This window comes from Amycolatopsis sp. cmx-8-4 (assembly GCF_046548675.1).
GTDB lineage: Bacteria > Actinomycetota > Actinomycetes > Mycobacteriales > Pseudonocardiaceae > Amycolatopsis.
Window position 1 is genome coordinate 56,739 of sequence record NZ_JAEBDZ010000004.1, and the last position, 21,035, is coordinate 77,773.

Annotated in this window: 20 protein-coding genes and 1 pseudogene; 12 read left to right on the forward strand and 9 right to left on the reverse strand. The window is 72.2% G+C overall.

From position 1 onward, the window contains the following. Positions 1 to 52 precede the first annotated feature (52 nt). Positions 53 to 541, forward strand: coding sequence for a hypothetical protein (locus tag ACLJQZ_RS09195; RefSeq protein WP_410619614.1), 489 nt, complete (start codon positions 53 to 55; stop codon positions 539 to 541). 18 nt (positions 542 to 559) lie between these two features. On the opposite strand, the gene ACLJQZ_RS09200 is transcribed toward ACLJQZ_RS09195, so the two are convergent. The 4 genes from ACLJQZ_RS09200 to ACLJQZ_RS09215 all read right to left on the reverse strand — a co-directional run bounded on the left by ACLJQZ_RS09200 (position 560) and on the right by ACLJQZ_RS09215 (position 4,242). Continuing rightward, positions 560 to 1,339 carry a DUF1684 domain-containing protein gene (locus tag ACLJQZ_RS09200; protein ID WP_410619615.1) on the reverse strand — a complete coding sequence of 260 codons (780 nt, stop codon included), beginning with the start codon at positions 1,337 to 1,339 and terminating at the stop codon, positions 560 to 562. 83 nt (positions 1,340 to 1,422) lie between these two features. After that, positions 1,423 to 2,046 (reverse strand): hypothetical protein, encoded by a 624-nt coding sequence (locus tag ACLJQZ_RS09205; protein WP_410619616.1) that lies wholly within the window; start codon positions 2,044 to 2,046, stop codon positions 1,423 to 1,425. Positions 2,047 to 2,081: 35 nt separating this feature from the next. After that, entirely contained in the window at positions 2,082 to 3,047 is a 966-nt protein-coding gene (locus ACLJQZ_RS09210) for a hypothetical protein (RefSeq protein WP_410619617.1), read from the reverse strand. 481 nt (positions 3,048 to 3,528) lie between these two features. Then, on the reverse strand, positions 3,529 to 4,242 hold the full coding sequence (locus ACLJQZ_RS09215) for a Crp/Fnr family transcriptional regulator (RefSeq protein ID WP_410619618.1): 714 nt from the start codon (positions 4,240 to 4,242) through the stop codon (positions 3,529 to 3,531). An 89-nt stretch (positions 4,243 to 4,331) separates the two neighbouring features. On the opposite strand from ACLJQZ_RS09215, the gene rnhA reads away from it, so the two are divergent. From rnhA to ACLJQZ_RS09240, 5 genes are all read left to right on the forward strand, one after another. Beyond that, positions 4,332 to 4,811: a ribonuclease HI gene (gene rnhA, locus ACLJQZ_RS09220; protein WP_326951208.1), complete on the forward strand. Its 480-nt coding sequence runs from the start codon at positions 4,332 to 4,334 to the stop codon at positions 4,809 to 4,811. A gap of 114 nt (positions 4,812 to 4,925) precedes the next feature. Beyond that, complete coding sequence (locus ACLJQZ_RS09225) at positions 4,926 to 5,582, forward strand: hypothetical protein (RefSeq protein WP_410619619.1); 657 nt, start codon at positions 4,926 to 4,928, stop codon at positions 5,580 to 5,582. 62 nt (positions 5,583 to 5,644) lie between these two features. Continuing rightward, positions 5,645 to 6,025, forward strand: coding sequence for a YchJ family protein (locus ACLJQZ_RS09230; RefSeq protein ID WP_328647203.1), 381 nt, complete (start codon positions 5,645 to 5,647; stop codon positions 6,023 to 6,025). 72 nt (positions 6,026 to 6,097) lie between these two features. Next, positions 6,098 to 7,330, forward strand: coding sequence for a hypothetical protein (locus ACLJQZ_RS09235; protein WP_410619620.1), 1,233 nt, complete (start codon positions 6,098 to 6,100; stop codon positions 7,328 to 7,330). Positions 7,331 to 7,454: 124 nt separating this feature from the next. Beyond that, complete coding sequence (locus ACLJQZ_RS09240; RefSeq protein ID WP_410619621.1) at positions 7,455 to 10,529, forward strand: glycosyl hydrolase 2 galactose-binding domain-containing protein; 3,075 nt, start codon at positions 7,455 to 7,457, stop codon at positions 10,527 to 10,529. 60 nt (positions 10,530 to 10,589) lie between these two features. On the opposite strand, the gene ACLJQZ_RS09245 is transcribed toward ACLJQZ_RS09240, so the two are convergent. Beyond that, entirely contained in the window at positions 10,590 to 11,981 is a 1,392-nt protein-coding gene (locus ACLJQZ_RS09245; RefSeq protein ID WP_410619622.1) for a carboxylesterase/lipase family protein, read from the reverse strand. 28 nt (positions 11,982 to 12,009) lie between these two features. On the opposite strand from ACLJQZ_RS09245, the gene ACLJQZ_RS09250 reads away from it, so the two are divergent. Further along, positions 12,010 to 12,489, forward strand: a complete 480-nt coding sequence (locus tag ACLJQZ_RS09250) for a hypothetical protein (protein WP_410619623.1) — start codon at positions 12,010 to 12,012, stop codon at positions 12,487 to 12,489. On the opposite strand, the pseudogene ACLJQZ_RS09255 reads toward ACLJQZ_RS09250, so the two are convergent. Beyond that, a pseudogene (locus tag ACLJQZ_RS09255) lies at positions 12,486 to 14,065 on the reverse strand (beta-N-acetylhexosaminidase). The gene ACLJQZ_RS09250 and the pseudogene ACLJQZ_RS09255 overlap by 4 nt on opposite strands. A 139-nt stretch (positions 14,066 to 14,204) precedes the next feature. On the opposite strand from ACLJQZ_RS09255, the gene ACLJQZ_RS09260 reads away from it, so the two are divergent. Then, positions 14,205 to 16,088 carry a Na+/H+ antiporter gene (locus ACLJQZ_RS09260; RefSeq protein ID WP_410619624.1) on the forward strand — a complete coding sequence of 628 codons (1,884 nt, stop codon included), beginning with the start codon at positions 14,205 to 14,207 and terminating at the stop codon, positions 16,086 to 16,088. Between the two features lie 10 nt (positions 16,089 to 16,098). Beyond that, positions 16,099 to 16,785: a histidine phosphatase family protein gene (locus ACLJQZ_RS09265; RefSeq protein WP_410619625.1), complete on the forward strand. Its 687-nt coding sequence runs from the start codon at positions 16,099 to 16,101 to the stop codon at positions 16,783 to 16,785. Here the strand turns inward: ACLJQZ_RS09265 and ACLJQZ_RS09270 are convergent. After that, on the reverse strand, positions 16,769 to 17,512 hold the full coding sequence (locus tag ACLJQZ_RS09270; protein WP_410619994.1) for an ABC transporter permease: 744 nt from the start codon (positions 17,510 to 17,512) through the stop codon (positions 16,769 to 16,771). The two genes, ACLJQZ_RS09265 and ACLJQZ_RS09270, sit on opposite strands and share 17 nt — an antisense overlap. 17 nt (positions 17,513 to 17,529) lie before the next feature. Continuing rightward, entirely contained in the window at positions 17,530 to 18,021 is a 492-nt protein-coding gene (locus ACLJQZ_RS09275; RefSeq protein WP_410619626.1) for an MmpS family transport accessory protein, read from the reverse strand. A gap of 189 nt (positions 18,022 to 18,210) precedes the next feature. Here ACLJQZ_RS09275 and ACLJQZ_RS09280 point away from each other — a divergent pair, with 189 nt between their 5' ends. Next, positions 18,211 to 18,639, forward strand: coding sequence for a YybH family protein (locus tag ACLJQZ_RS09280; RefSeq protein ID WP_410619627.1), 429 nt, complete (start codon positions 18,211 to 18,213; stop codon positions 18,637 to 18,639). A 107-nt stretch (positions 18,640 to 18,746) separates the two neighbouring features. Here ACLJQZ_RS09280 and ACLJQZ_RS09285 read toward each other — a convergent pair whose 3' ends face one another. Next, positions 18,747 to 19,169 carry an NUDIX hydrolase gene (locus ACLJQZ_RS09285; RefSeq protein WP_410619628.1) on the reverse strand — a complete coding sequence of 141 codons (423 nt, stop codon included), beginning with the start codon at positions 19,167 to 19,169 and terminating at the stop codon, positions 18,747 to 18,749. 9 nt (positions 19,170 to 19,178) lie between these two features. On the opposite strand from ACLJQZ_RS09285, the gene ACLJQZ_RS09290 reads away from it, so the two are divergent. Continuing rightward, complete coding sequence (locus ACLJQZ_RS09290; protein ID WP_410619629.1) at positions 19,179 to 19,892, forward strand: helix-turn-helix domain-containing protein; 714 nt, start codon at positions 19,179 to 19,181, stop codon at positions 19,890 to 19,892. A 104-nt stretch (positions 19,893 to 19,996) separates the two neighbouring features. Further along, entirely contained in the window at positions 19,997 to 20,974 is a 978-nt protein-coding gene (locus tag ACLJQZ_RS09295; RefSeq protein ID WP_410619630.1) for a LacI family DNA-binding transcriptional regulator, read from the forward strand. Positions 20,975 to 21,035: the final 61 nt, after the last annotated feature.

The window sequence follows — 21,035 nt, forward strand, 5'->3', positions numbered from 1 at the left end:
TGACCCCAGCGCTGGGGCTTCCACCGGTTCGCACCCGCCAGGAGGCCCAACCATGTCCAGACCCGTCAGACGCGCCCTCGTCGCCGTCACCCTGTTGCTCGCCGCCGCGGTGACCGCGGCCGCGGCGCCCGCGAATGCCGCCGTGCACAGCGTTCCCACCCTGACCGCCATCCGGACCGGGGCCAACCCCGGGTTCGACCGGATCGTGCTCGACCTCACCGCCGGCGGCGCGCCCAGCGCCGGCTACCAGCTGTTCGACGAGCTCACCGCCGACCCGACCGGGGACATCGTGTGGCTCACCGGGCAGTACTTCATCAACGTCACCGTGCCGTTCGCCGCCGCGCACGACGACAACGGCGTGCCCACCTACACCGGGCCGCAGAAGTTCCGGACGTGGAACCTGCGCAACGTCATGGCCGTCGCCGTCACCGGGGACTTCGAAGCCCAGCTGACCATCGGGCTCGGCGTGCGGTCGCGGACAACGGTGAACGTCTTCACGCTCACCGCGCCCAACCGCGTCGTGATCGACGTCGCCGGCTGAAACGTGGGGCGAACCCCGTCAGCGCTCGTACGGGGTCTTCTCCCCCGCCTCCACCGCGAAGGCCAGGTGGTTGCCCGCCGGGGGCAGGGGGCACGTCGCGAAGTCCGTGAACGCGCACGGCAGGTTGACCGCGCGGTTGAAGTCCAGCGTCACCGTGCCGTCCGCGGCCGGCGCGCCGACCGGCAGGGACCGGTTGGCCGCGTACGTCGTGACGCCGCTCGTCCCGTCCGTGAACAGGATGCTGAAGCCGCCTTCCTTGCCGTTGAACGCGGTCAGCGTGTGCGACGCGCCGTCGTGCTCGAAGTGGACCAGGCCCGGCGCGGTGTAGACGTGGCTCAAGCCCTCGACCACCGCGCCCACCGTGGTCGGCCGCGGCGCGTCGAACGCTTCGAAGCGGCCGGACAGCACCCACGACGGCGACGGCTCGTACGCCGGGACGCCGTGGAAGGCGCGCAGCACCTCGGCCTTCGGGTCGTGCACCCGGATCAGGTACCCCGAGCGGCGGGCCACCTCGATCTCGACGTCGCCGGCCAGCACGCGCATGCCCGCGCCGCTGTTGACCAGCTCGAAGCGCCGGACGTCCGTGATCGGGGTGCCGTCGTGCTCGAGTGAGGCGCCGGCCGGGTCGACGTACGCCGCGTCGGCGTCCTGCCACCAGCGGCCGGGGATGCCCGGGTACTCACGCGGGGCGTCGGTCAGCCAGTCCAGCGACACCAGCGCCAGCCAGCCGTGCGGTGCGGCGAGGTCCGACTCGCGCCCGGTCTTCCAGTCCTGCCACTCCTGCGTGAACGTGCTCATCGCTGGGCCCCTTCCCGTCGGCTGTCCTATCCGGGGCTTCGCCCCGGGCCGGGGGCTCCGCCACCCGGGCCCCCGCACCACAGCTACGACGGTGCCAACCCGTCCCCCGCCCCGATATTCCGCGTCCCAGCATCCGGACGGGCGTGCAGCCAGCCGATCTCGCGGCCGCCGGCCGGGACGACGACCCGCCGGAACACCGCCGGGTCCAGGTCGTGCTCGCCCTCCCCGGCGACCTCGTCGTAGAGCCGGTCGGACACGATCAGCACCTGGTCCTCCGCCGGGGCCGCGGTCATCGCCGCCTTCAGCTCGTCCGAGTCGCACAGCCAGGACGACAACGCGACCGCGGCCCCGCCGAAGCAGGACGGGCGCAGCACGACGTCGCCGTGGGCGACCGCCAGCCGCAGGCGCAGCCGGCCGAACTCGTTGAGGTGGCGGTTGCGGCGTCCCAGTGCCTCGGCCACCAGCTCGACCAGCCCGGTCGCGACCCACCGCGGCGGCACCGTCGGCGGGATGACCAGCGTCGTGTTGTCCCCTTCCGGGCGCCGGTACCAGCTCGGGGTGCGGTACGGCACCGGGACGCGCTCGAACACCTCGTCCAGCACCGCGTCGAGGGTGACGGCGAGGTGCACCGAACGCGCGGTGCGGCCGCGGCTCGGGGCGACGATCCCGATCCGGACGACGGTCGCGGCCAGCGGGACGGTGCGCACGGCCTCCTCATTCCTCCCGGCTCATTCAGTCCGGCTCAGTCACCCCGGGGGTCGAACGACCACTGCAGGCCGTAGCTCAGCCCCTGGTGCAGCTCGTGGAACTCCAGCCCCACCTCGCCGACCCGGTTGACGGTCAGCGCGTCCCCCGAGTCGACGCCGTCGTCGACCACCCGCCCCGGCACGCCGTTGAGCCGCCACACCCGGGACGGCGGATCGGCGCGGTCGAAGCGGACGCGGACCGAGAACTCCTCACAGCGGCGCAACGGGGTGAGGGCGTAGTACGGCCGCAACGACGTCCGCTGCGGCGTGAACCGGATGCCGTACTCGTGGCGCTGGCCCAGCCGCAGCGGGCTGGGCAGCCGCATGACGAACTGCGCGTGGCTCGCCGAGACCTGCCTGGCCTCGACGATCTCGCCGCCGAAGAGCACGTCGGCGGTGATGTCGGGCGCCGGGTCGGTGCCGGGCACGGCCGGGACGCTGAAGGACAGGACCAGCTCGTCGAGCTCGTCGACCTCCGCGACGATCCGGCGTTCCTCCTGCAGGTCCGGGAAATCGCGGTCGAAGCGGAGCATCACCTTCATCGACTCGACGTACCAGCCGGCCAGCGGATGCGGGTCCCGGCCCTGGCTGGGTTCGCCGAGCAGCTCGTCGAGCCGGCGGAAGGCGAGGTCGATGCGCCGGCGCGCGGTGCGCGGGTCCCGGTCGAGCATGCCGGCCAGCCACGAGATCCGCCGGTCCAGGAACTCCCCGGCCGCCTCCTCGTGCAGGCCGAGCGCCGCCAGTGCGGCCAGCCGCAGGTCCGCGGGCAGCCGGCCGCAGAGCTCGGTGAGCCGCAGGACGAGCTTGTGCCGCGCGGCGGCGGGCGAGTCGGCCTCGGCGATCCGGCACGCTTCGCGCAGGCACGGCCCGATCCGCTGGTGCAGATCGGTGGCGTCCAGACCGCGGCCGCGGCGCAGCTCGTTGAGCTCGCGCACGAACGGGAAGGAGTTCTCCGCCGTCACCCGGCCCTCCTCCTCGCTGCGGCAGAAAGAGAGTCGCAGAACGGCTCGTCACCTTACCAGCGGCAGTTCCGCGGCGGCATGACAAATAGCGGACAGTTGCGTTCGTGCGAATAGCCCGGCCGGTCGACCCCCCACGAGCCGGCCGACCGGGCCGCACCGCGGGTGCGTCAGTTCGCGCCGAAGATCAGCGCCCAGATCGAGTGGCTCTCCATCACACACCTCCTCATCGCTGCACCCAGGACGAGGCGGGGGTCGGTGCCGCCGGTTCCGCCGCGGTTCCGGAGGCCACCAGCAAGCCCGCTACGACGCCGGCGGCGAACGCGGCGGAAACGGATTTCACCAGGGTCCGGATTTTGCAGTAGACGTTCACGACAAGCACTCCCCCGAGCCTCGCTCAAAAACGGAATCCGGCCGGTGGCATCTCTTTCTTTCCGGCCGATCCCAGAATCGCGCGAGGCGGGCGGTTCTCAGAGGCCCGTTGTCACGGGCGTTGTGTGCCGTTCGGCTCAGAACGGGCCAGCGCGCGCAGGACGCGCATCCGGCGGACGAGGATGCGGCGCCGGCCGGTCTCGATGATCCCGCGGTCGCGCAGCACGCTCAGCGACCGCGCGACGGTGCGGCGTGCGGCACCGACCTGCCCGGCGATGTCCGCCTGCGACAGCGCGGCCTCGATGAGGATGCCCTCCGGCACGGTACGGCCGTGCTCGTCGGCCAGCCGCACCAGGTGGACCGCCACGCGGCGGCTCACGTCGAACGCCGCCGAGTCGACGCGGGCGGACTCGGCGGCGCGCAGCCGGACCGCGACGGTCTTGATCGTCGCGATGGCGATCTCGGGCCGGGCCCGCAGCGCGGCGAGGAACCGGTCGCCGGTCAGCTGGACGACGTGGCACGGTTCGATGGCGCGGCACGACACCGTCCGGGTCCAGCCGTTGATCGCCGCCAGTTCGCCCAGCACCTCGCCGGGGCCGCGCAGCCCGAAGAGCACCTCGCGGCCGTCCTCGACGATCGTGGACACTCGCACCCAGCCCGAGACCAGCACGTGGACGTGGTCGGACGGGTCGCCTTCCATGAGCACGACGTCGTTCGCCCGGAAGCGGCGGCGGACGCCCTGGGCGAGCAGGTACTCGCGATCGGCGTCGGTGAGGTACCCCAGCAGCGCGCCATCGGTCGTGTCACTCGCGTCGTGCCCGTTCATCGGAGCGCCTCCCACTCCGTTCCGGATCTCCACCGTAACCCGGCGTGGTGGCCCGGGGCGAGGGCAAGACGACCGGTAGGGTCGCCGCCGTGGCAGGCGAGGACGGACAGGCCGTGGAGATCTACACCGACGGCGCGTGCAGCGGAAACCCGGGACCCGGCGGCTGGGGCGCGGTGCTGACGTACGGGCGGCACGAGCGCGAGCTGTACGGCGGCGAAGCCACCCCGACGACGAACAACCGCATGGAGCTGACGGCGCCGATCCGCGCGCTGGAGAGCCTGAAGCGGCCGTCGCAGGTCCGCGTGTTCACCGACAGCACGTACGTGCGCAACGGCATCACGCAGTGGCTGCCGAGGTGGAAGAGCAACGGCTGGAAGACGGCGGCGCGCGAGCCGGTCAAGAACGCGGACCTGTGGCAGCGCCTGGACGAAGCGGTCCGCGAGCACGAGGTGGAGTGGCTCTGGGTGAAGGGCCACGCGGGGCTGCCGGGCAACGAGCGCGCGGACCGCCTCGCGGTGCGCGGCGCCCAGGAGGCGCGGGAGAGCGGGAAGCCGGTCAACGCGGGCTAGTCCACAAAGGACAAGCGCTGCGCCGTTCGGGCTAATTCGCCCGTTGCCATTCCCTTTCGGACGGTTCCGACGCAGGATCGGACCCTTCCGGACCGGGGAGGGACGGGGCTCGCGATGGTGCGCATGGTCGGTGGTAAGCCGCGGCCGTTCGGCGACGACAAGAAACCGAAGGGCCGCGCGGCGTTGCTGGTGGCCGCGGTGGTCGGCACCGCCGCGGCGGGAGGCACGGCGCTGAGCGCGGGCGGGGGTGCCGCCTCGGTCGAGTCCGGGGGCGGATCGAGCCTGCAGGCGCGCAATTCCGGCAAGGAGTCCGCCCGCAAGGGCAAGCACGAGGACGCCATGAAACGCCTCGGCCTCAAGACGCTGAAGAAGGTCGCCAAGCGTGAACTGAAGTGTGCGCCGTACGCGTTCGGGCAGGTCCAGGAGTTCTTCGTGCGCCATCCGTGCAAGTCGCTTTCGCGAATGCTGCTGGCCGTCGCCGACGGCGGTGGGAACACCGTCGTGGTGACCATCGCCTGGGTCCGCATGCCGAAGGCCGTCGACGCGCGAGAGCTGCGGGACCTGGCCGACCGGGACGGCAGCGGCAACATCTACGCCCTGCCGGACGCGCTGCTGAAACAGGCGGGCGTGCGGTTCACCGGCGACCACTACGCGTCCCGCCTCGACAGCTCCCTGCTGGTGATCGCCGAGGCGACCTCGGGTGGCGGCCGTCCGGCCGACGCCGTGCTCGAGGACGCCGCCACCGTCGCCGCGGATTTTCCCGTGCCCTGAACCGCGTCCGGCGGCGTCCGGACTCCCGCGAGAGCCCGGACGCGCCGTGGCACAATTCCGGGATGTCTCCCGCTTCCTGCCCGTGCGGCCTCACCGGGTCCTACGCCGCCTGCTGTGGCCGGTTCCACGACGGCGGCCTGGCGGCGCCGACCGCCGAACTGCTGATGCGGTCGCGGTTCAGCGCCTTCGCCGTCGGGGACGCCGGTTACCTGCTGCGCACCTGGCACCCGGACACCCGGCCGCGGAAGCTGGCGCTCGACGCCGGCCAGGAGTGGACGCGGCTGGAGATCCTCGCCCGCACCGGCGGCGGCCTGCTGCACAACGAGGGCACCGTCGAGTTCCGCGCGCACTACCGCCACCGCGGCCGCGACGGCTTCCTGGAGGAGAACAGCCGCTTCCGCCGCGACGACGGCCGCTGGGTCTACCTCGACGCGGAAGCCTGAGGCGGGCACCCGCGGCGGGAAAGCCCGAAACCGTCCCGCGCAGCACCTCCGCCGTGCTAAAACAGTGCGGCGATGGGAAAACTGACGCGCCGCGCCCGGGCGAAGGCGGACTACTTCGGCTTCATCGGCGCCCGGGAATGGCCGCTCGCCGCGTCCGGGCTCGGGGTGCTGCTCGGCGTGGTCACCATTCTGCCCAGCGCCGTCGGGGTCGTGCTGTCGGTCGTCGCGCTCGCACTCGGCGTCACCACCTTCACCCGGGACTTCCGGCTGCTGCGCCGCCGCTGGGCCGGGTTCGAGTTCACCGCGATCGCCGCGCCCTTCCCCACCGCTGACCTGCCGCCGCCCGCCGCTTATCCGCCGTCCGAGTACCTCGCCGTGCCCGCGCGCGGGACCGCGCTGGTCAGCTCCGCGATCGACCGGGACCTCTGGACGGGGCAGCACACGATCACCGTCGCCGAGGAGCCCTACCGGCTGCCGCCCGCGCTGAAGGCAACCGCGCCGCACGTGCTTCCGCTGCGCGCCCGGGGGCGGTTGCTCTTCAACGGCCCGGTCGTCGGCATGCACGGCGACCCACTGCCCGCCGCCGGGGCGCGGCCCGCGCCGATCCGGCTGCACCGCGCGCGGTTCTTCGACGCCGTCTGCTCGAACGAGCTCGGCACGCTGCGCATCACCCGCGGCGAGACCGGCGAAGAGTACGACCTGCGCAAGGCCGAGCTCACCGACTCGGCCGGCGCGCTGCGGACGTTGAGCAGCAGCGCGCTGACGGACCTGGTCGGCGTCTCCACGGTCGCCTTCACCACCGACGGCAAGCTCGTCACCGTCCGGCAGTCGTCGCTCAACGCCGCGAGCGGGCTGCTGCTGGCGCCCTCGGGCAGCGGCTCGCTCGAACCCCGTGACCTGCGGACCCCGGCCGGTGAACCCCGGCCGCTGCTGCACGACGCCGTCCGCGCGGGCATGGAACGCGAGCTGTGCGAGGAAAGCGGCCTCAAGCCCGAAGACGTCCACGAGACCCGGCTGGTCGGCTTCGCGCGCTGGATGGAGCGCGGCGCGAAGCCGGAGTTCTTCGGGCTGACCGAGCTGGGCGTCGACAGCGCGGACGTCGCCGGACGCCGGCCGGTCAGCGGCGAACGGCTCTACAGCGCCGGGTTGACGCTCTTCGACGTCGATCTCGCGGCGGTCGGCGCCGCACTGGCCGGCGGTGTTCCGCTGAGCGAGGCACTCCCGCGGCGGATCTGGGAAGACGGCTCGCTGCCGCTCCTGCTGGCCCTGCGCGCGGCGGCCGCGTGGCACGCGGCGCGGAGCTGACCAACCGGACGAACACCCCTGTTCCCGGAGTGACCGGACCGCTACTATCGTCCGCAATTGTTAGGAAAGTTCCCTAACGATGGTCACCGTCCCTCGCCGCCGTGGTGCCTAGGAGGCGCAGCTAGTGAGTCATCGGCAAAGAACAACCTTACGGCTGCTGGCGGCGGTCACGCTGGCCGTCGCGCTGGGCGGGGCGGCCGTTCCGGCGGCCAGTGGGCAGGTGGCGGCGAAAGCCACCGTCGCCGCGGCCGGCCCGGCCACCGCGGTCCCCGGTTTCCTGATCCAGACCTCGGCCCAGGTCAGCGACGACTCGGCGGTGTCGAAGCCCGGCTTCACCACCGCCGGCTGGTACCCGGTCGGCCCGCGCTCGACGGTCTACGCCGGGCTGCTGGCCAACGGCAAGTACGCCGACCCGTTCTACTCGACGAACATGAAGAACGTGCCGGCCGCGGACTTCAAGGTCCCCTGGTGGTACCGCACCGACCTCACCGTCACCGACACCACCCAGCGCACCTACCTCGACTTCAGCGGCGTGCTGTCGAAGGCCGACGTCTGGGTCAACGGGGCGAAGATCGCGGACAAGGCACAGGTCAACGGCGCCTACACGCGGCAGGACCTGGACATCACCGCGCAGGTGAAGGCCGGGACGAACAGCGTCGCGTTCAAGGTCTACCCGAACGACCCGGACAAGGACCTGTCGATGGGCTGGATCGACTGGGCGCAGACCCCGCCGGACCAGAACATGGGCATCGTGCGTGACGTCCTAGTCCGCCGCAGCGGGCCGGTCGCGCTGCGCGGCGGCCACGTCGTGACGAAGCTGACCGGCACGACGCACGCCGACCTCACGGTCAAGGCCGACGTCCGCAACGACTCGGCGGCCGCGGTCTCGGCGACGGTGTCCGGCACGGTCGCCGGCAAGGCGATCAGCCAGGCGGTTTCCCTGGCGGCCAAGGAAAAGAAGACCGTCACCTTCCCGGTCGTCGGGATCGACAACCCGCAGGTGTGGTGGCCGGCCGGGATGGGCGGGCAGCCGCTCTACGACCTCGACCTCAGCGCGAACGTCGGCGGCACGGCGTCGGACACCTCCCACGAGAGCTTCGGCGTGCGCGAGGTGAAGTCGACGGTCAACTCCGCCGGCGGCCGGGCGTACACGATCAACGGGCGCCCGCTGCTGATCAAGGGCGGCGGCTACTCCCCGGACCTGTTCCTGCGCTGGAACGCGCAGTACGCGGCGGACAAGCTGGCCTATGTCAAGGACCTCGGGCTCAACACCGTGCGCCTGGAAGGGCACATCGAGCCGGACGAGTTCTTCGACCTCGCCGACCGGATGGGCGTGCTGACGCTGCCCGGCTGGGAGTGCTGCGACAAGTGGGAGGGCCAGGTCAACGGCAGCGAGAAGGGTGACCCCTGGACCGCCGCCGACTACCCGATCGCCAAGGCGTCGATGACCGCGGAGGCCGAGCGGCTGCGCGATCACCCGAGCGTCATCTCGTTCCTGATCGGCAGCGACTTCGCCCCCGACGCGACGATCGAGAAGAACTACCTCGACGCGCTGAAGGCCGCGGACTGGGCCACCCCGATCGTCCCGGCCGCGTCGGCGAAGTCGTCGCCGCAGCTCGGCGCGTCCGGCATGAAGATGAACGGGCCGTACGACTACGTCCCGCCGAACTACTGGTACGACAAGGCGCACACCGACCTCGGCGGGGCGTTCGGCTTCAACTCCGAAACCAGCGCCGGGCCGGACATCCCGACGATGGACACGCTCAAGCGGATGATGTCGCCGAGCGAGCTCGACACGTTGTGGAAGAGCCCGTCGACCGCGCAGTACCACCGGTCCTCGTCCTCGACGTTCGCCAACCTGAAGCTCTACGGCGACGCGCTGACCGGCCGCTACGGCAAGCCGGCGAGCCTGGACGACTTCGTCCGCAAGGCGCAGCTGGCGCAGTACGAGAACGTCCGCGCCGAGTTCGAGTCGCACTCGCGCAACTTCAGCGACAGCTCGAACCCGTCGACCGGGATCATCTACTGGATGCTCAACAGCGGCTGGACGTCGCTGCACTGGCAGCTGTTCGACGCCTACCTCGACCAGAACGGCTCGTACTTCGGGGCCAAGAAGGCGAACGAACCGCTGCACATCCAGTACTCCTACGACACCAAGTCCGTCGTGGTGGTCAACCACAACCACGACGCGGCGTCGAACCTGACCGCGTCGGTCAAGCTGTACAACCTCGACGGGACGGAGAAGTTCACCCAGTCCAAGACCGGTCTCTCGGTCGGCGGTGACGGCGCGAAGACCACCGCGCTGACCATCCCCGCGGTGAGCGGCCTGTCGACGACGTACCTGGCGAAGCTCGTCCTGACCGACCCGGCGGGCAAGGAGGTCAGCCGCAACGTCTACTGGCTGTCCACCAAGGCCGACACGCTCGACTGGGGCAACAGCGACTGGTACTACACGCCGACGACGTCGTACGCCGACCTGACCGGGCTGAACGGCCTGGGCCAGGTGGCGGTCGACACCACCGCGAACTCGGCGGCGAACTCCGACGGCACCACGACCACCAAGGTGACACTGAAGAACAGCTCCACCGGCAAGCTGCCGGCGTTCTTCGTCGACGCGCACGTCCTCGGCGCGGCGGGCGCGCCGGTGCTGCCGGTGACGTGGACCGACAACCAGGTCAGCCTCTGGCCCGGCGAGTCGGCCACGCTCACCGCGACGTACCGGACCGCGGACCTCAAGGGCGCGACGCCGTCCGTGCGGGTCGCGGGCTGGAACACCGGCACGAAGACGGTGCCGGCGGACGGCGCGGCCGGTCCCGGCACCCCGGCCGACTACCAGGCCGAGGACGCCACGATCACCAGCGGTGTCGCGGAGTCGAACCACGCCGGGTTCACCGGCAGCGGGTTCGTCAACTACGACAACGCGACCGGCAGCGCGGTGGAGTTCTCCGTCGACGCGGCCGCCGCCGGCCCCGCCGACGTCGTCCTGCGGTACGCCAACGGCACCACGGTGAACCGCCCGATGGACGTCTCGGTGAACGGCACGAAGGTGGCGTCCGCGCTCGCCTTCGGCGGCACCGGGAGCTGGGACACCTGGCAGACGGTCACGGTCCACGTGACGCTGGCCGCCGGGGCGAACAAGATCAAGACGACCGCGACGACCGCCAACGGCGGCCCGAACGTCGACAAGATCACCGTCTAGCCCAAGTCCGTGAAGGACTCCTTACCGGCTCTTAGCGCCGGTAAGGAGTCCTTCACGGCTTTACAAGGTGTCCCAGAGCAGGCGCTGGGCGCGGTCCGGGTCGGGGACCGTGGTGCTGACGTCGTCGAAGAGGCGTGTGATGCGCTCGGACGGCGTGTAGCGCGGCCAGCCCGGGTCGCCTGTGGCGATGAACCGCACCCAGGTAGAGGACATCTCCGTCGCCAGCGCCTGCAGGCGCTCGGTGGGGCGCGGGCGGCCGGCGAAGAGGAACCGCCAGTTCTTGTTGCCGATGTCGTCGAACATCAACGGCAGGTCCAGGCCGTGCGGCGCGCCGAGGCCCCGGCCGCGCGGGGCGATCCGCCAGTCGAGGCGGTACATCCAGGCGTCGCGCTGCTTCTCGGCGAACCGGATCGCCGGGATCCACCAGTCCCCCGCGGTCAGCGCCCGGTTGCGGACCTGCTCGTCCGGCCAGTCGAGCAGCTCGGCGTACGCCGCGACGGCCTTGTCGATCTCGGCGGGCCCCAGCATCGTCGAGCCGACGCCCAGGAGCTTCGCGCCGCCCGACTGCAGCCAGCTGAACAGGTCTTCCTCGTCGGCCGTCGTCCCGATGAGCAGCGGGACCTCGCGGACGCCGTCGAGCGGGCGCGCAGGCAGCAGGTCGCCGTCGACGACCACGCGGTAGGTGACCTTGGTGCCCGACGCGGCCGAAACCCGTTGCTGTGCCTGGAGAATCCGCGTCACCGGCAGCGTCGTCAGCTCCGCAGCCGAGACGTCCAGCTCCTTCAGGACCGCCGACGCGATCGCCGCGCCCTCGGCCGGGGTGTGCACCACCGCGCCGACGCCGGTGCCGCTCTGCACGATGGCCTGGTGGACCAGGCCGCGCGTGGCGGGCACGGCCAGCAGCGTCCCGACCGTGCGGCCGCCGTTGGACTGCCCGGCCAGCGTCACCCGCGCCGGGTCGCCGCCGAACGCGGAGACGTTGCCTCGCACCCATTCCAGCGCGGCGACCTGGTCGCGCAGCGAGAGGTTCGAGTCGGCGACGCCGGGCAGGTGCAGCATGCCGAGGACGCCGAGCCGGTAGGCGACGGTCACGACGACCACCCCGCGCCGGGCCAGCGCCGACCCGTCGAACTGGTGCGGCGCGCCCATCACGCCGCCACCGCCGTGGATCCACACCAGCACCGGGTACGGGCCGGGCTCCTCCGGCGCGTAGACGTTGACGTAGAGGCAGTCCTCGTCGCCGGTGAAGCCCCGCCCGGTCAGCTCGGGCTGCGGCGCCCGCGGGGCCCAGCCGGTCGCGTCGCGGACGCCGGACCACGCCGGCGCCGGCCGCGGCGCGCGGAAGCGCAGTTCCCCGACCGGCGGCTCGGCGTACGGCACGCCGAGGAACGTCCTGACCCCGTCCCGCGCGGACCCGCGCACCGCGCCGCCCGCGATCTCTGCCATCGTCACGAAGCCAGCCTAGGCGGACAATGCCCGCATGGTGATCCGCGTCCTGCCGGTCGTCCTGCTCCTCGCCCTCACCGCGATCGGCGCGGCCGCGGTCGTGACGGGCATCGCGGAACAGCACGCCGCCGACACCGCGTACCTCGCCGACTTCTCGCGGCCCGGCGCCGAGTGCGGCGCCGGCGAAGCGCACTTCGACGAGTCCGACGGCCTGGTGCTGGCCTGCAAGCCGCGCGGCGGGTCCTCGGTGCGCTACCCCGGGTTCAGCGACGCCCAGAACCACGCCGTCGAAGCGCTCGCGAAGGACCTGGGCGCCGACTCGCTGTCGACGGTCGACCGGGCCCGCATCCAGCAGCGCGTCGACGAGTTCGCCGCGACCGTGCCGCCCGCCGCCCGCCCGCACTACGACGAAGGCGTCTCACTCGGCCCGGTGTGGGGCGCCGGGCTGGCCTGGGCGGGCGGCGCGGTGGCCCTGCTCGGCGGACTCGGGCTGTACCTGCGCCGCCGCGGCTAGGAACCGGCCGGCCAGGGCACCTGCGGCGACTTGTAGTACTTGAGCCCCAGCAGTTTCCAGAGCGGTCCCTGGGCGGCGAGCCGCTTCGAGAACGCCGTCCAGTCGTGTGTGCCCTGCGGCGACCAGCCGAGCTCGGCGATCGCCGCGAGCCGAGGGAAGGCCAGGTACTCGATGTCCGCGCTCGTCGTGACGGTCTCCGTCCACAGTGGAGCTTCGACGCCCGAGACGGCGGACTCGGCGACACCGGACAGGTACGCGCCGGGGTTCCAGTCATAGGCCTTCTTGACCTCGACGAGCCCGGCCCAGTCCTGCCCGATCGGCGAGCTCGACGTGTACTTCATGTCGAGGTAGGCGTGGTTCGCCGGGGACAGCACGAGCTTCGTCCCGTTCCTGGTCGCCGCGGTCACCGCGCTGTTGCTCGTCGTGGTGTCCCAGAACTGCGCGACGGTGCCGGCCGCCGGGGTCGCGTTGACCACCTCGTGCCAGGCCACCGCGCTCTTGCCGTGCGACGCGGTGAGCTGCTGGACGCGGTTCATGAACGCCTTGTAGTCCGCCGGTTTCGTCGACTGCGCCTCGTCCCCGCCGATGTGCAGGTACTTGCCCGGGGTCAACGCGGCGAGCTGGCCGATGACGGCGTCGAGGAACGTGTAGGTGATCTCCTTCGACGTGCACAGCGAGCTGAACCCGACGTCGGTGCCGGTGTAGAGCGGGCGCGCCTTGCCGTCGCAGTTCAGCTCGGCGTAGGAGGCCAGCGCGGCGTTCGTGTGGCCCGGCATGTCGATCTCCGGGACGACCGTGATGTACCGCGCCTGCGCGTAGGCGACGATCGCGGCGTAGTCGGCCTGCGTGTAGTAGCCGCCCGGCCCGCCGCCGGTCTGGGTGCTGCCGCCGTAGGTCGCCAGCCGCTCCCAGCCGTTGATCACGATCCGCCAGCCCTGGTCGTCGGCCAAGTGCAGGTGCAGCGTGTTCACCTTGTAGCGGGCGAGCTGGTCGACGTACCGCTCGACCTGCGCGACGGAGAAGAAGTGCCGGGCGACGTCGAGCATCGCGCCGCGGTAGCCGAACCGCGGCCGGTCGGTGATCCGGCCGCCGGCCAGCACCCACGGCCCCGCCGCCGTGGTGGCGCCCTGGGCGGCGGACGGGAGCAGCTGCAGCAGCGTCTGGACGCCGGCGAACAGGCCCGCGGCCTGCCCCGGGCCCGGACGACCACACCGGACGCCGTGACGTCGAGCTGGTAGCCCTGGTCACCGACCGAATCCGGCGCGCCCGAGAGCAGCAGCCGGACGCCGTCGGTGCCCGACGGCGGCGTGTGCACCGGGATCGCGTAGCCGGTCGACCGGCGCAAGGTCGTCGCGAGCTGGTCCCCGATCGCGGCGACGTCGGCGGAGATCGCCACGCCGGAGCCGAGTGTGTACGTCACCCCGCTCGCCGGGACGGCGCTCGCGAGCGCCGGGATGACACTGGTGAACGGGACGGGCGCGGCCGAGGCGGTGGCCACCCCACCGGCCAGTGCCGAGGCCGTCAGTGCGGCCACCAAGCCGAGCCGCAGCAGACGTCTTGTTCGCGAAACCGCCATCAAAACCCTCCATGATCGGACGAAACGGATCAAGCAGGGCTTCAGGAGCCGGCGGCGTCCACTCGCTGAGCCAGGGAGGATTCAACCAGAACCGACCCGCGCGGCACACCGCCACGACGGTCCGGGTGATGATTACCCCGTGCACATCGCGGCAGAGATAGTGGCCCTGGTCGTGACCGTCCTCGTCGTCAGCGCGCTCGCGCGGCGGCTGGACTGGTCCGCACCCCTGTGCCTGATCGTCGTCGGCGTCGGCGCGTCCTACGTGCCGGGCGTGCCCGAGTACCACCTGGACCCCGAGGTCGTGCTGCTCGGCCTGCTCCCGCCGCTGCTGTACTCGGCCGCCATCCAGACGTCCCTCGTGGACTTCCGGAAGAACCGCGGCGCGATCGGGCTGATGTCGGTCGGGCTGGTCGTGTTCACCGCCTTCGGCGTCGGGCTGGTCGCCTGGGCCGTGATCCCCGACCTGCCGCTGGCCGGCGCGATCGCGCTCGGGGCGATCGTCGCGCCGCCGGACGCGGTCGCCGCCAGCGTCGTCGCCCGCCGCGTCGGCATGCCCCGCAAGCTGATCCGGCTGCTGGAGGGCGAGAGCCTGTTCAACGACGCGGCCGCGCTGGTCGCGCTGCGCACGGCCATCGCCGCGCTGGCCGGCTCGGTCAGCATCTGGCAGGTCGGCGCCGACTTCCTGCGCGCGGCCATCGGCGGGATCGTGGTCGGCCTGGTCATCGGGTTCGTGGCCGCGTTCATCCGCGCGCGGATGAACGAAGCGGTGCTCGACACCGCGCTGTCGTTCGCGGTGCCGTTCATCGCCTACATCCCGGCCGAGGCGATCCACGGGTCCGGGGTGCTCGCGGTGGTCGTCGCCGGGCTGATCCTGGGGCACAAGGCCCCGAAGATCCTCTCCGGCTCGGCGCGCCTGGCCAGCAGGCTGAACTGGCAGACCATCGCGTTCCTGCTGGAGAACATGGTCTTCCTGCTGATCGGCCTGCAGCTGCGGCGGATCCTGTCCGAGGTCAGCGAAACCGGGTTGTCGCTCGGGTTGCTGACCTGGATCTGCGTCGCGGTGCTCGGCGCGACGATCGCCACGCGGATGCTGTGGATGCTCGGGATCGGCACCGTGAAACGGCTGGAACGGCGGCTCATCCCGAAGCGGCAGAAGGCGAAGATCTGGCCGTGGCGCTACTCGGCGGTGATCTCCTGGGCGGGCATGCGCGGGGTGGTCACGCTCGCCGCCGCGTTCGTGCTGCCCGCCGACACCCCGCAGCGGGCCGTGCTGGTGCTCGCCGCGTTCGTCGTCGTGGCCGGCACGCTCGCCGTGCAGGGCATGACGCTGCCGCCGCTGATCCGGCGGCTGCGCCTGCCCCGGCCGGACCCGGCGGAGGACGCGCTGCAGGAGGCGTCCGTGCTGCACGACATGACCACCGCGGCGCTGCTGAAGCTCGAGGAGATCCAGCAGCCCGACGACCCGCCCGAGATCATCCAGCGCATCCGCGACCGGCTGCAGAACCGGTCCGACTCGGCGTGGGAGCAGCTGGGCCGGCAGAGCGTGCTGGTCGAGACGCCCAGTGACGCCTACCGCCGGCTGCGGATCCAGCTCCTCGAGGTCGAACGCGACCAGTTCCTGAAGGCCCGCGCCGCCGGCAGCGCCGACGACGACGTCCTGCGGAAGGTCCTGGAGCGCCTCGACATCGAGGAGTCCATGCTCGACCGCGCCGAGGAGGAACCCGAGGTCGAGGGCCGCGAGCTGCGCACCCCGGCCGCGACGGCCGGCTCGTGCAAGCACCTGGCCCACGAGTGGGTCGACAAGGACCCCAGCTCGCCGGACACCTGCGCGGCCTGCGTCGAGGAGGGGACGACCTGGGTGCACCTGCGGATGTGCCTCAAGTGCGGCAACGTCGCGTGCTGCGACTCCTCGCCGCGCCGCCACGCGACCCGCCACTTCCACGAGAGCCGGCACCCGGTGATGCGCAGCTTCGAGCCGGGCGAGACGTGGCGATGGTGTTTCGTGGACAAACAGCTCGGCTAGGGTCGGGGTCATGAGCACGCCCGAGCAGGAGATCGAGTACCGGCAGCACCGGTTCACCCCGCCGTCCGGCGCCACCGAGATCTTCCTGGTCCGGCACGGCGAATCGGCGCCGGCCCGGGCCAGCGCCCCGTTCGACCTGGTCGACGGCCAGGCCGACCCGGACCTCGCGCCGGAGGGCCGCGACCACGCCCAGCGCGTCGGCGCCCGGCTGGCCGGCGAGCGCATCGACGCGATCTACGTGACGACGCTGCGCCGCACGGTGCAGACCGCCGCGCCGCTGGCCGAGAAGCTGGGGCTCACCCCGGTCGTCGAGCCGGAGCTGCGCGAGATCCACCTCGGCGACTGGGAGAACGGCCTCTTCCGGAAGTACACGACCGACGGCCACCCGATCGTCGACCGGCTGTGGGCCGAGCAGCGCTGGGACGTCATCCCCGGCGCGGAGTCCGACGAGGCGTTCGGCGCCCGGCTGCGCGACGCGCTCACCCGCATCGCCGCCGCCCACCCCGATCAGCGCGTCGCGGTCTTCACCCACGGCGGCGTGATCGGCGAGGTGTTCGCCCAGGCCGGCCGCTCGGTCGAGCGGTTCGCTTACCTCGGCGCGGACAACGGCTCGATCTCGCACCTGGTGCTGCACGGCGACAACTGGATCGTGCGGCGCTTCAACGACACCGCGCACCTGGCTAACCCGCTCGGCTGAGCTTCCCGGCCGCGACGCACTGCACGGTCACCAGGATCGACACGGCCTCCGCGGCCAGCAGCCCGATCAGGACCAGCACCTGGGTCGTGCCCGCCTGCAGCGGGCCGGCGCCGCCGAGCAGGACGCCGACGTACGCGCCGGGCAGCGTCACCAGACCGACCGTGCGCGTCTGGTCCAGCGCCGGGATCAACGCGTGCCCGGCCGACGGACGGCAGATCTCCAGCGCGGCCGGGCGGGGCATGAAGCCGAGGGCGAGAGCGGCTTCGTACTCGCCGTGGCGGGCCTTCAGCTCGTCCAGCGCCCGGCGGGCGGCCTGCGACGTCGCCGTCATCGCGCCACCGATGACGATGCCGGCGATCGGCACGACCGCGATCGGACGCAGCGGGACGACCCCGGCGCCGAGGACCAGCGCCAGCACGGGCGCGACGCCGGCCGCGATCGCGAGGGCCGTCCACGGGAGGTTCGCCCAGCCGCCGGCACGGCGCGCGGACGTCGCCGCGGCGATGCCGAACATGAGCAGCACGAACAGGCCGGTCAGCGGGTTCGAGCGCAGGATCGCGGTGATCACCAGCGACACGAGGGCCAGCTGGGCGACCGCGCGGACGGCGGCGATCAGCACCGCCCGCCCCTGGCCCAGCTCACCCCAGCGGACGATGGCGGCCCCGGCCGCGGTGAGCAGGACCAGCACCGCGATGAGGGCGGGCCCGAAGGTGATCACACCGCCGATCCTGCCTTACGCGGCTTTCAGACGGCGCAGCTGAACTGGCGTCCCGGCACGCTCACGGTCTTCTCGGCGAGCACGACGCCGTCGACGACGATCCGGCAGCGCAGCCCGCCGGGGCCGGGGTTCTGGGCGGCGATGCTGTAGAACTCGGTGCGGTCGGCCGGGCCGACGCGGGTGAAGGTGGTCGACCACGGCGTGCTGACCTCGGTCTGCTGGGCCAGCGTCGACCCCGCGGCCGAGTAGGTGACGTTGCGGGCGCCGTTCGCGCCGAGCAGCTCGTAGACGACGGAGTGGGTCACGGTGCGGACCGCGGCCGGCGCGACGGGAGCGGCGACGGGCTCGTCCCGGACCGGGCCGCCGGCGGACCGCGGCACCACGTACGACGTCACCACGAAGGCCAGGGCGAGCACCCCGAGCACCACGACGACGTTGCCCGCGGGCCGGCAGCGGCCGCGGTCCCGCTCGGCGGGCGTCGCGTGCTTCGCGGGTCGGGTCACGATGGGAACACTCATGGAGAGGTCTTCTCTCGTCGAGCGCACTTCCGTCGAGTACGTCGTCTACATCTCGCCGTGACCTAACTCCGCGTTAACGCCTGGTCGGCAAGAAGTCCAACTTTCACCCAATCGGGTGCGCCGTGGACCTCACATTTCCACGGGCTGCGTCGTCGTTATCAGTGAAGGTCCACAACCGAAGGGACAGCGATGACGACGGCACACGACGCGATCCGGCAGCAGGTCGGCAAGATCGTCGCGGGGATCCACGCCAAGGATCTCGACGCGCTGAGGCAGATCTACGCGGCGGACGTCGTGTCGTTCGACGTCGAGCCGCCGCTGCAGCACGTCGGGGTCGAGGCGAAGCTGAAGAACTGGGCGAGAGCGTTCACGTTCTTCGCGGAGGTGGCGTACGAAGTACGCGACCTGACGCTCACCGTGGGTGAGGACGTGGCGTTCGGCCACTGCTTCGGCCGGCTCAGCGGCACCCTGGGCGACGGGACGGCAACGAACGGGATGTGGGTCCGGGCGACGTTCGGCTTCCGCAAGATCGACGGCGACTGGCTGATCGTCCACGACCAGGCGTCGGTGCCGTTCGACCTGCCGAGCGGCCGCGGGGTCGTGGACCTGGAGCCATGAGCTGAGTGGTCAATCCACCAACCCGGCTTCAGCGAGCATCCGCTGCCCGGCGGCCCGACGCACGAAACGACCGCGGCACCCTCGACCTGCAGCCGAGAGCCGTGTCGTCAATCCACCAACCCGGCTTCAGCGAGCATCCGCAGCACCCGCTGACCGGCGGGCGGGCACACCGGCGCGTCCGCCGTGCTCAGCCAGGCCGCCTCCGCGATCTCCCGCGAAGGCGCCGGCTCGCCCTCGTGCGCGGCCGTGTAGCAGGTCATCCGCACCAGGCGGCCGTCGGCGAACCCGTCGGCCTGCTCCTCCAGCGCGGCGAAGAACCGGAAGCTGAGCGGGTCGAGCGTGATCCCGAGCTCTTCGCGGATCTCGCGGCACAACCCCGCGACGTCGCCTTCGCCCGGCTCACGCTTGCCGCCGGGCAGGTAGAACTTCGTCTTCCCGGTGGTGCGGACCGACAACAACCGCCGGTCGCGGACGTGGATCCAGGCCAGCGAGTCGACGGGCGGCGCGAAAGTGTCGGACCCCGGGTGCATGATCGGAGTATGTACGAAGAGGTGGCCCCACCCCCGCCGCTGCGGGGCGTCGCCCGCTGCGTGTGGCGGTCGGCCGCCTCGGCGCCGAAGCGGATCGTGCCCGACGGCTGCCTGGACCTGGTCGTCGGCGCGAGCGGAGTGTTCGTCGCGGGCCCGGACACCCGCGCCTGGTCGTCGGTCACCGGCCCCGGCGAAGTGCTCCACGGCGTGCGGTTCACCCCGGGCCGCGCGGCGGCGGTGCTCGGCGTGGCCGCCGACGAGCTGCGCGACCACCGCGTCCCCCTGCGCGAGCTGTGGGGCCACGAGGGTGAGCTGCTGACCGAACAGCTGCTCTCGGGCGACCTCTCCCCGGCGGCCGCGATCGCCACCCGGTTGCCGGACCTCTCGCCACCCGACCCGGCGGTGGTGGCGCTGGTCGCCCGGCTGGACGCCGGAGCCACCCGGGTCACGGAAGCCGCCGGTCAGGTCGGCGTCGCCGAACGCCGGCTGCGGCGGCGGTTCGTCCAGGCCGTCGGCTACGGACCGGCCACCTACCTGCGGGTGAGCCGGTTCCAGCGCGCGGTCTCGCTGGCGATGCGGGCACCGGGGCTGGCCGCGCTGGCCGCCGCCGCGGGGTACGCCGACCAGGCCCACCTCAGCCGGGACGTCCGGGCCCTGACCGGCCTGACCCCGCGCGCCTACTTCGCCGGGCGGTCCACTGTGGACGAGGTCCGTTCGGCGTAACGGCGACGGGTGCCCGGCCCGGATCGGTGAGCGGACGGTGAACGACTACCGGGAGCGCTATCCTCCCCCTCGAAGTGTGACCAGGGCTTCGGTCGGGAGGGCGTGTGGCCACCATCAGTGACGTCGCGGCGAGGGCCGGCGTCTCCACGGCGACCGTGTCGCGCGCACTCAACGGCAAGTCCACAGTGGACCCGACGCTGGCCGCGCGGGTGCAGGAAGCCGCCACCGAGCTCGGCTATCACCCGAACGGGCTGGCCCGGAACCTGCGCCGGCAGGAGACAGCAGTGCTCGCACTGATCATCTCCGACGTCGAGAACCCGTTCTTCACGGCGATCGCGCGCGGTGTCGAGGACCTCGCGCAGCGGTCCGGGTACTCGGTGGTGCTCTGCAACTCCGACGAGAACGAGGACAAGGAGCGGCGCTACATCGAGGTCGCGCTGCAGGAAAGGGTCGCCGGGGTGGTGCTGTCCCCCACCGGCCGGTCGACGAACGTCGAGGGCCTGCACCGCCAGGGCACGCCGCTGGTGGCGGTCGACCGGCCGCTGCCGGAAGCGGCGGGCGACCAGGTGCTGGTCGACACGCGCCACGCGGCGGCGGAAGCGACCCGGCACCTGCTGGCGGGCGGCTACGACCGCGTCGGCTGCCTGACCGGCCCCGCCGGCGTCCGCACGGCCGACGACCGCTTGGCGGGCTACGCCGACGTCGTCGGCGAGGAGAACGTCGTGTTCCGGCGGGCGGAGTACCGCGCGGAAGGCGCCCGCTTGGCGGCGCTGGAACTGCTGGACGAGCCGTCCCCGCCGGACGCGCTCCTGGTCGCGAACAGCACGATGGCGATCGGGGTCCTGGAGGCCCTGGCGGCCCGCGGACTGCGTTCGGGCCGCGACATCGGCATCGTCTCGTTCGACGACGCCCCGTGGACAACCCTGATCGACCCACCCCTGACGGTGGTCGCCCAGCCGGCGTACGAAGTCGGCCGCGTGGCGGCGCAGCTGCTGCTGGCCCGGATCTCGGACAGCACCCGCGACACCACCACGACCACGCTGGAAGCACGCTTGATCGAGCGGAAGAGCTCCCGCCGCTGACGCGCACGACCCGCACCCGCACTACCGCCGCGCACACCTGAGGGCCGGCTCCCGGCAGGGT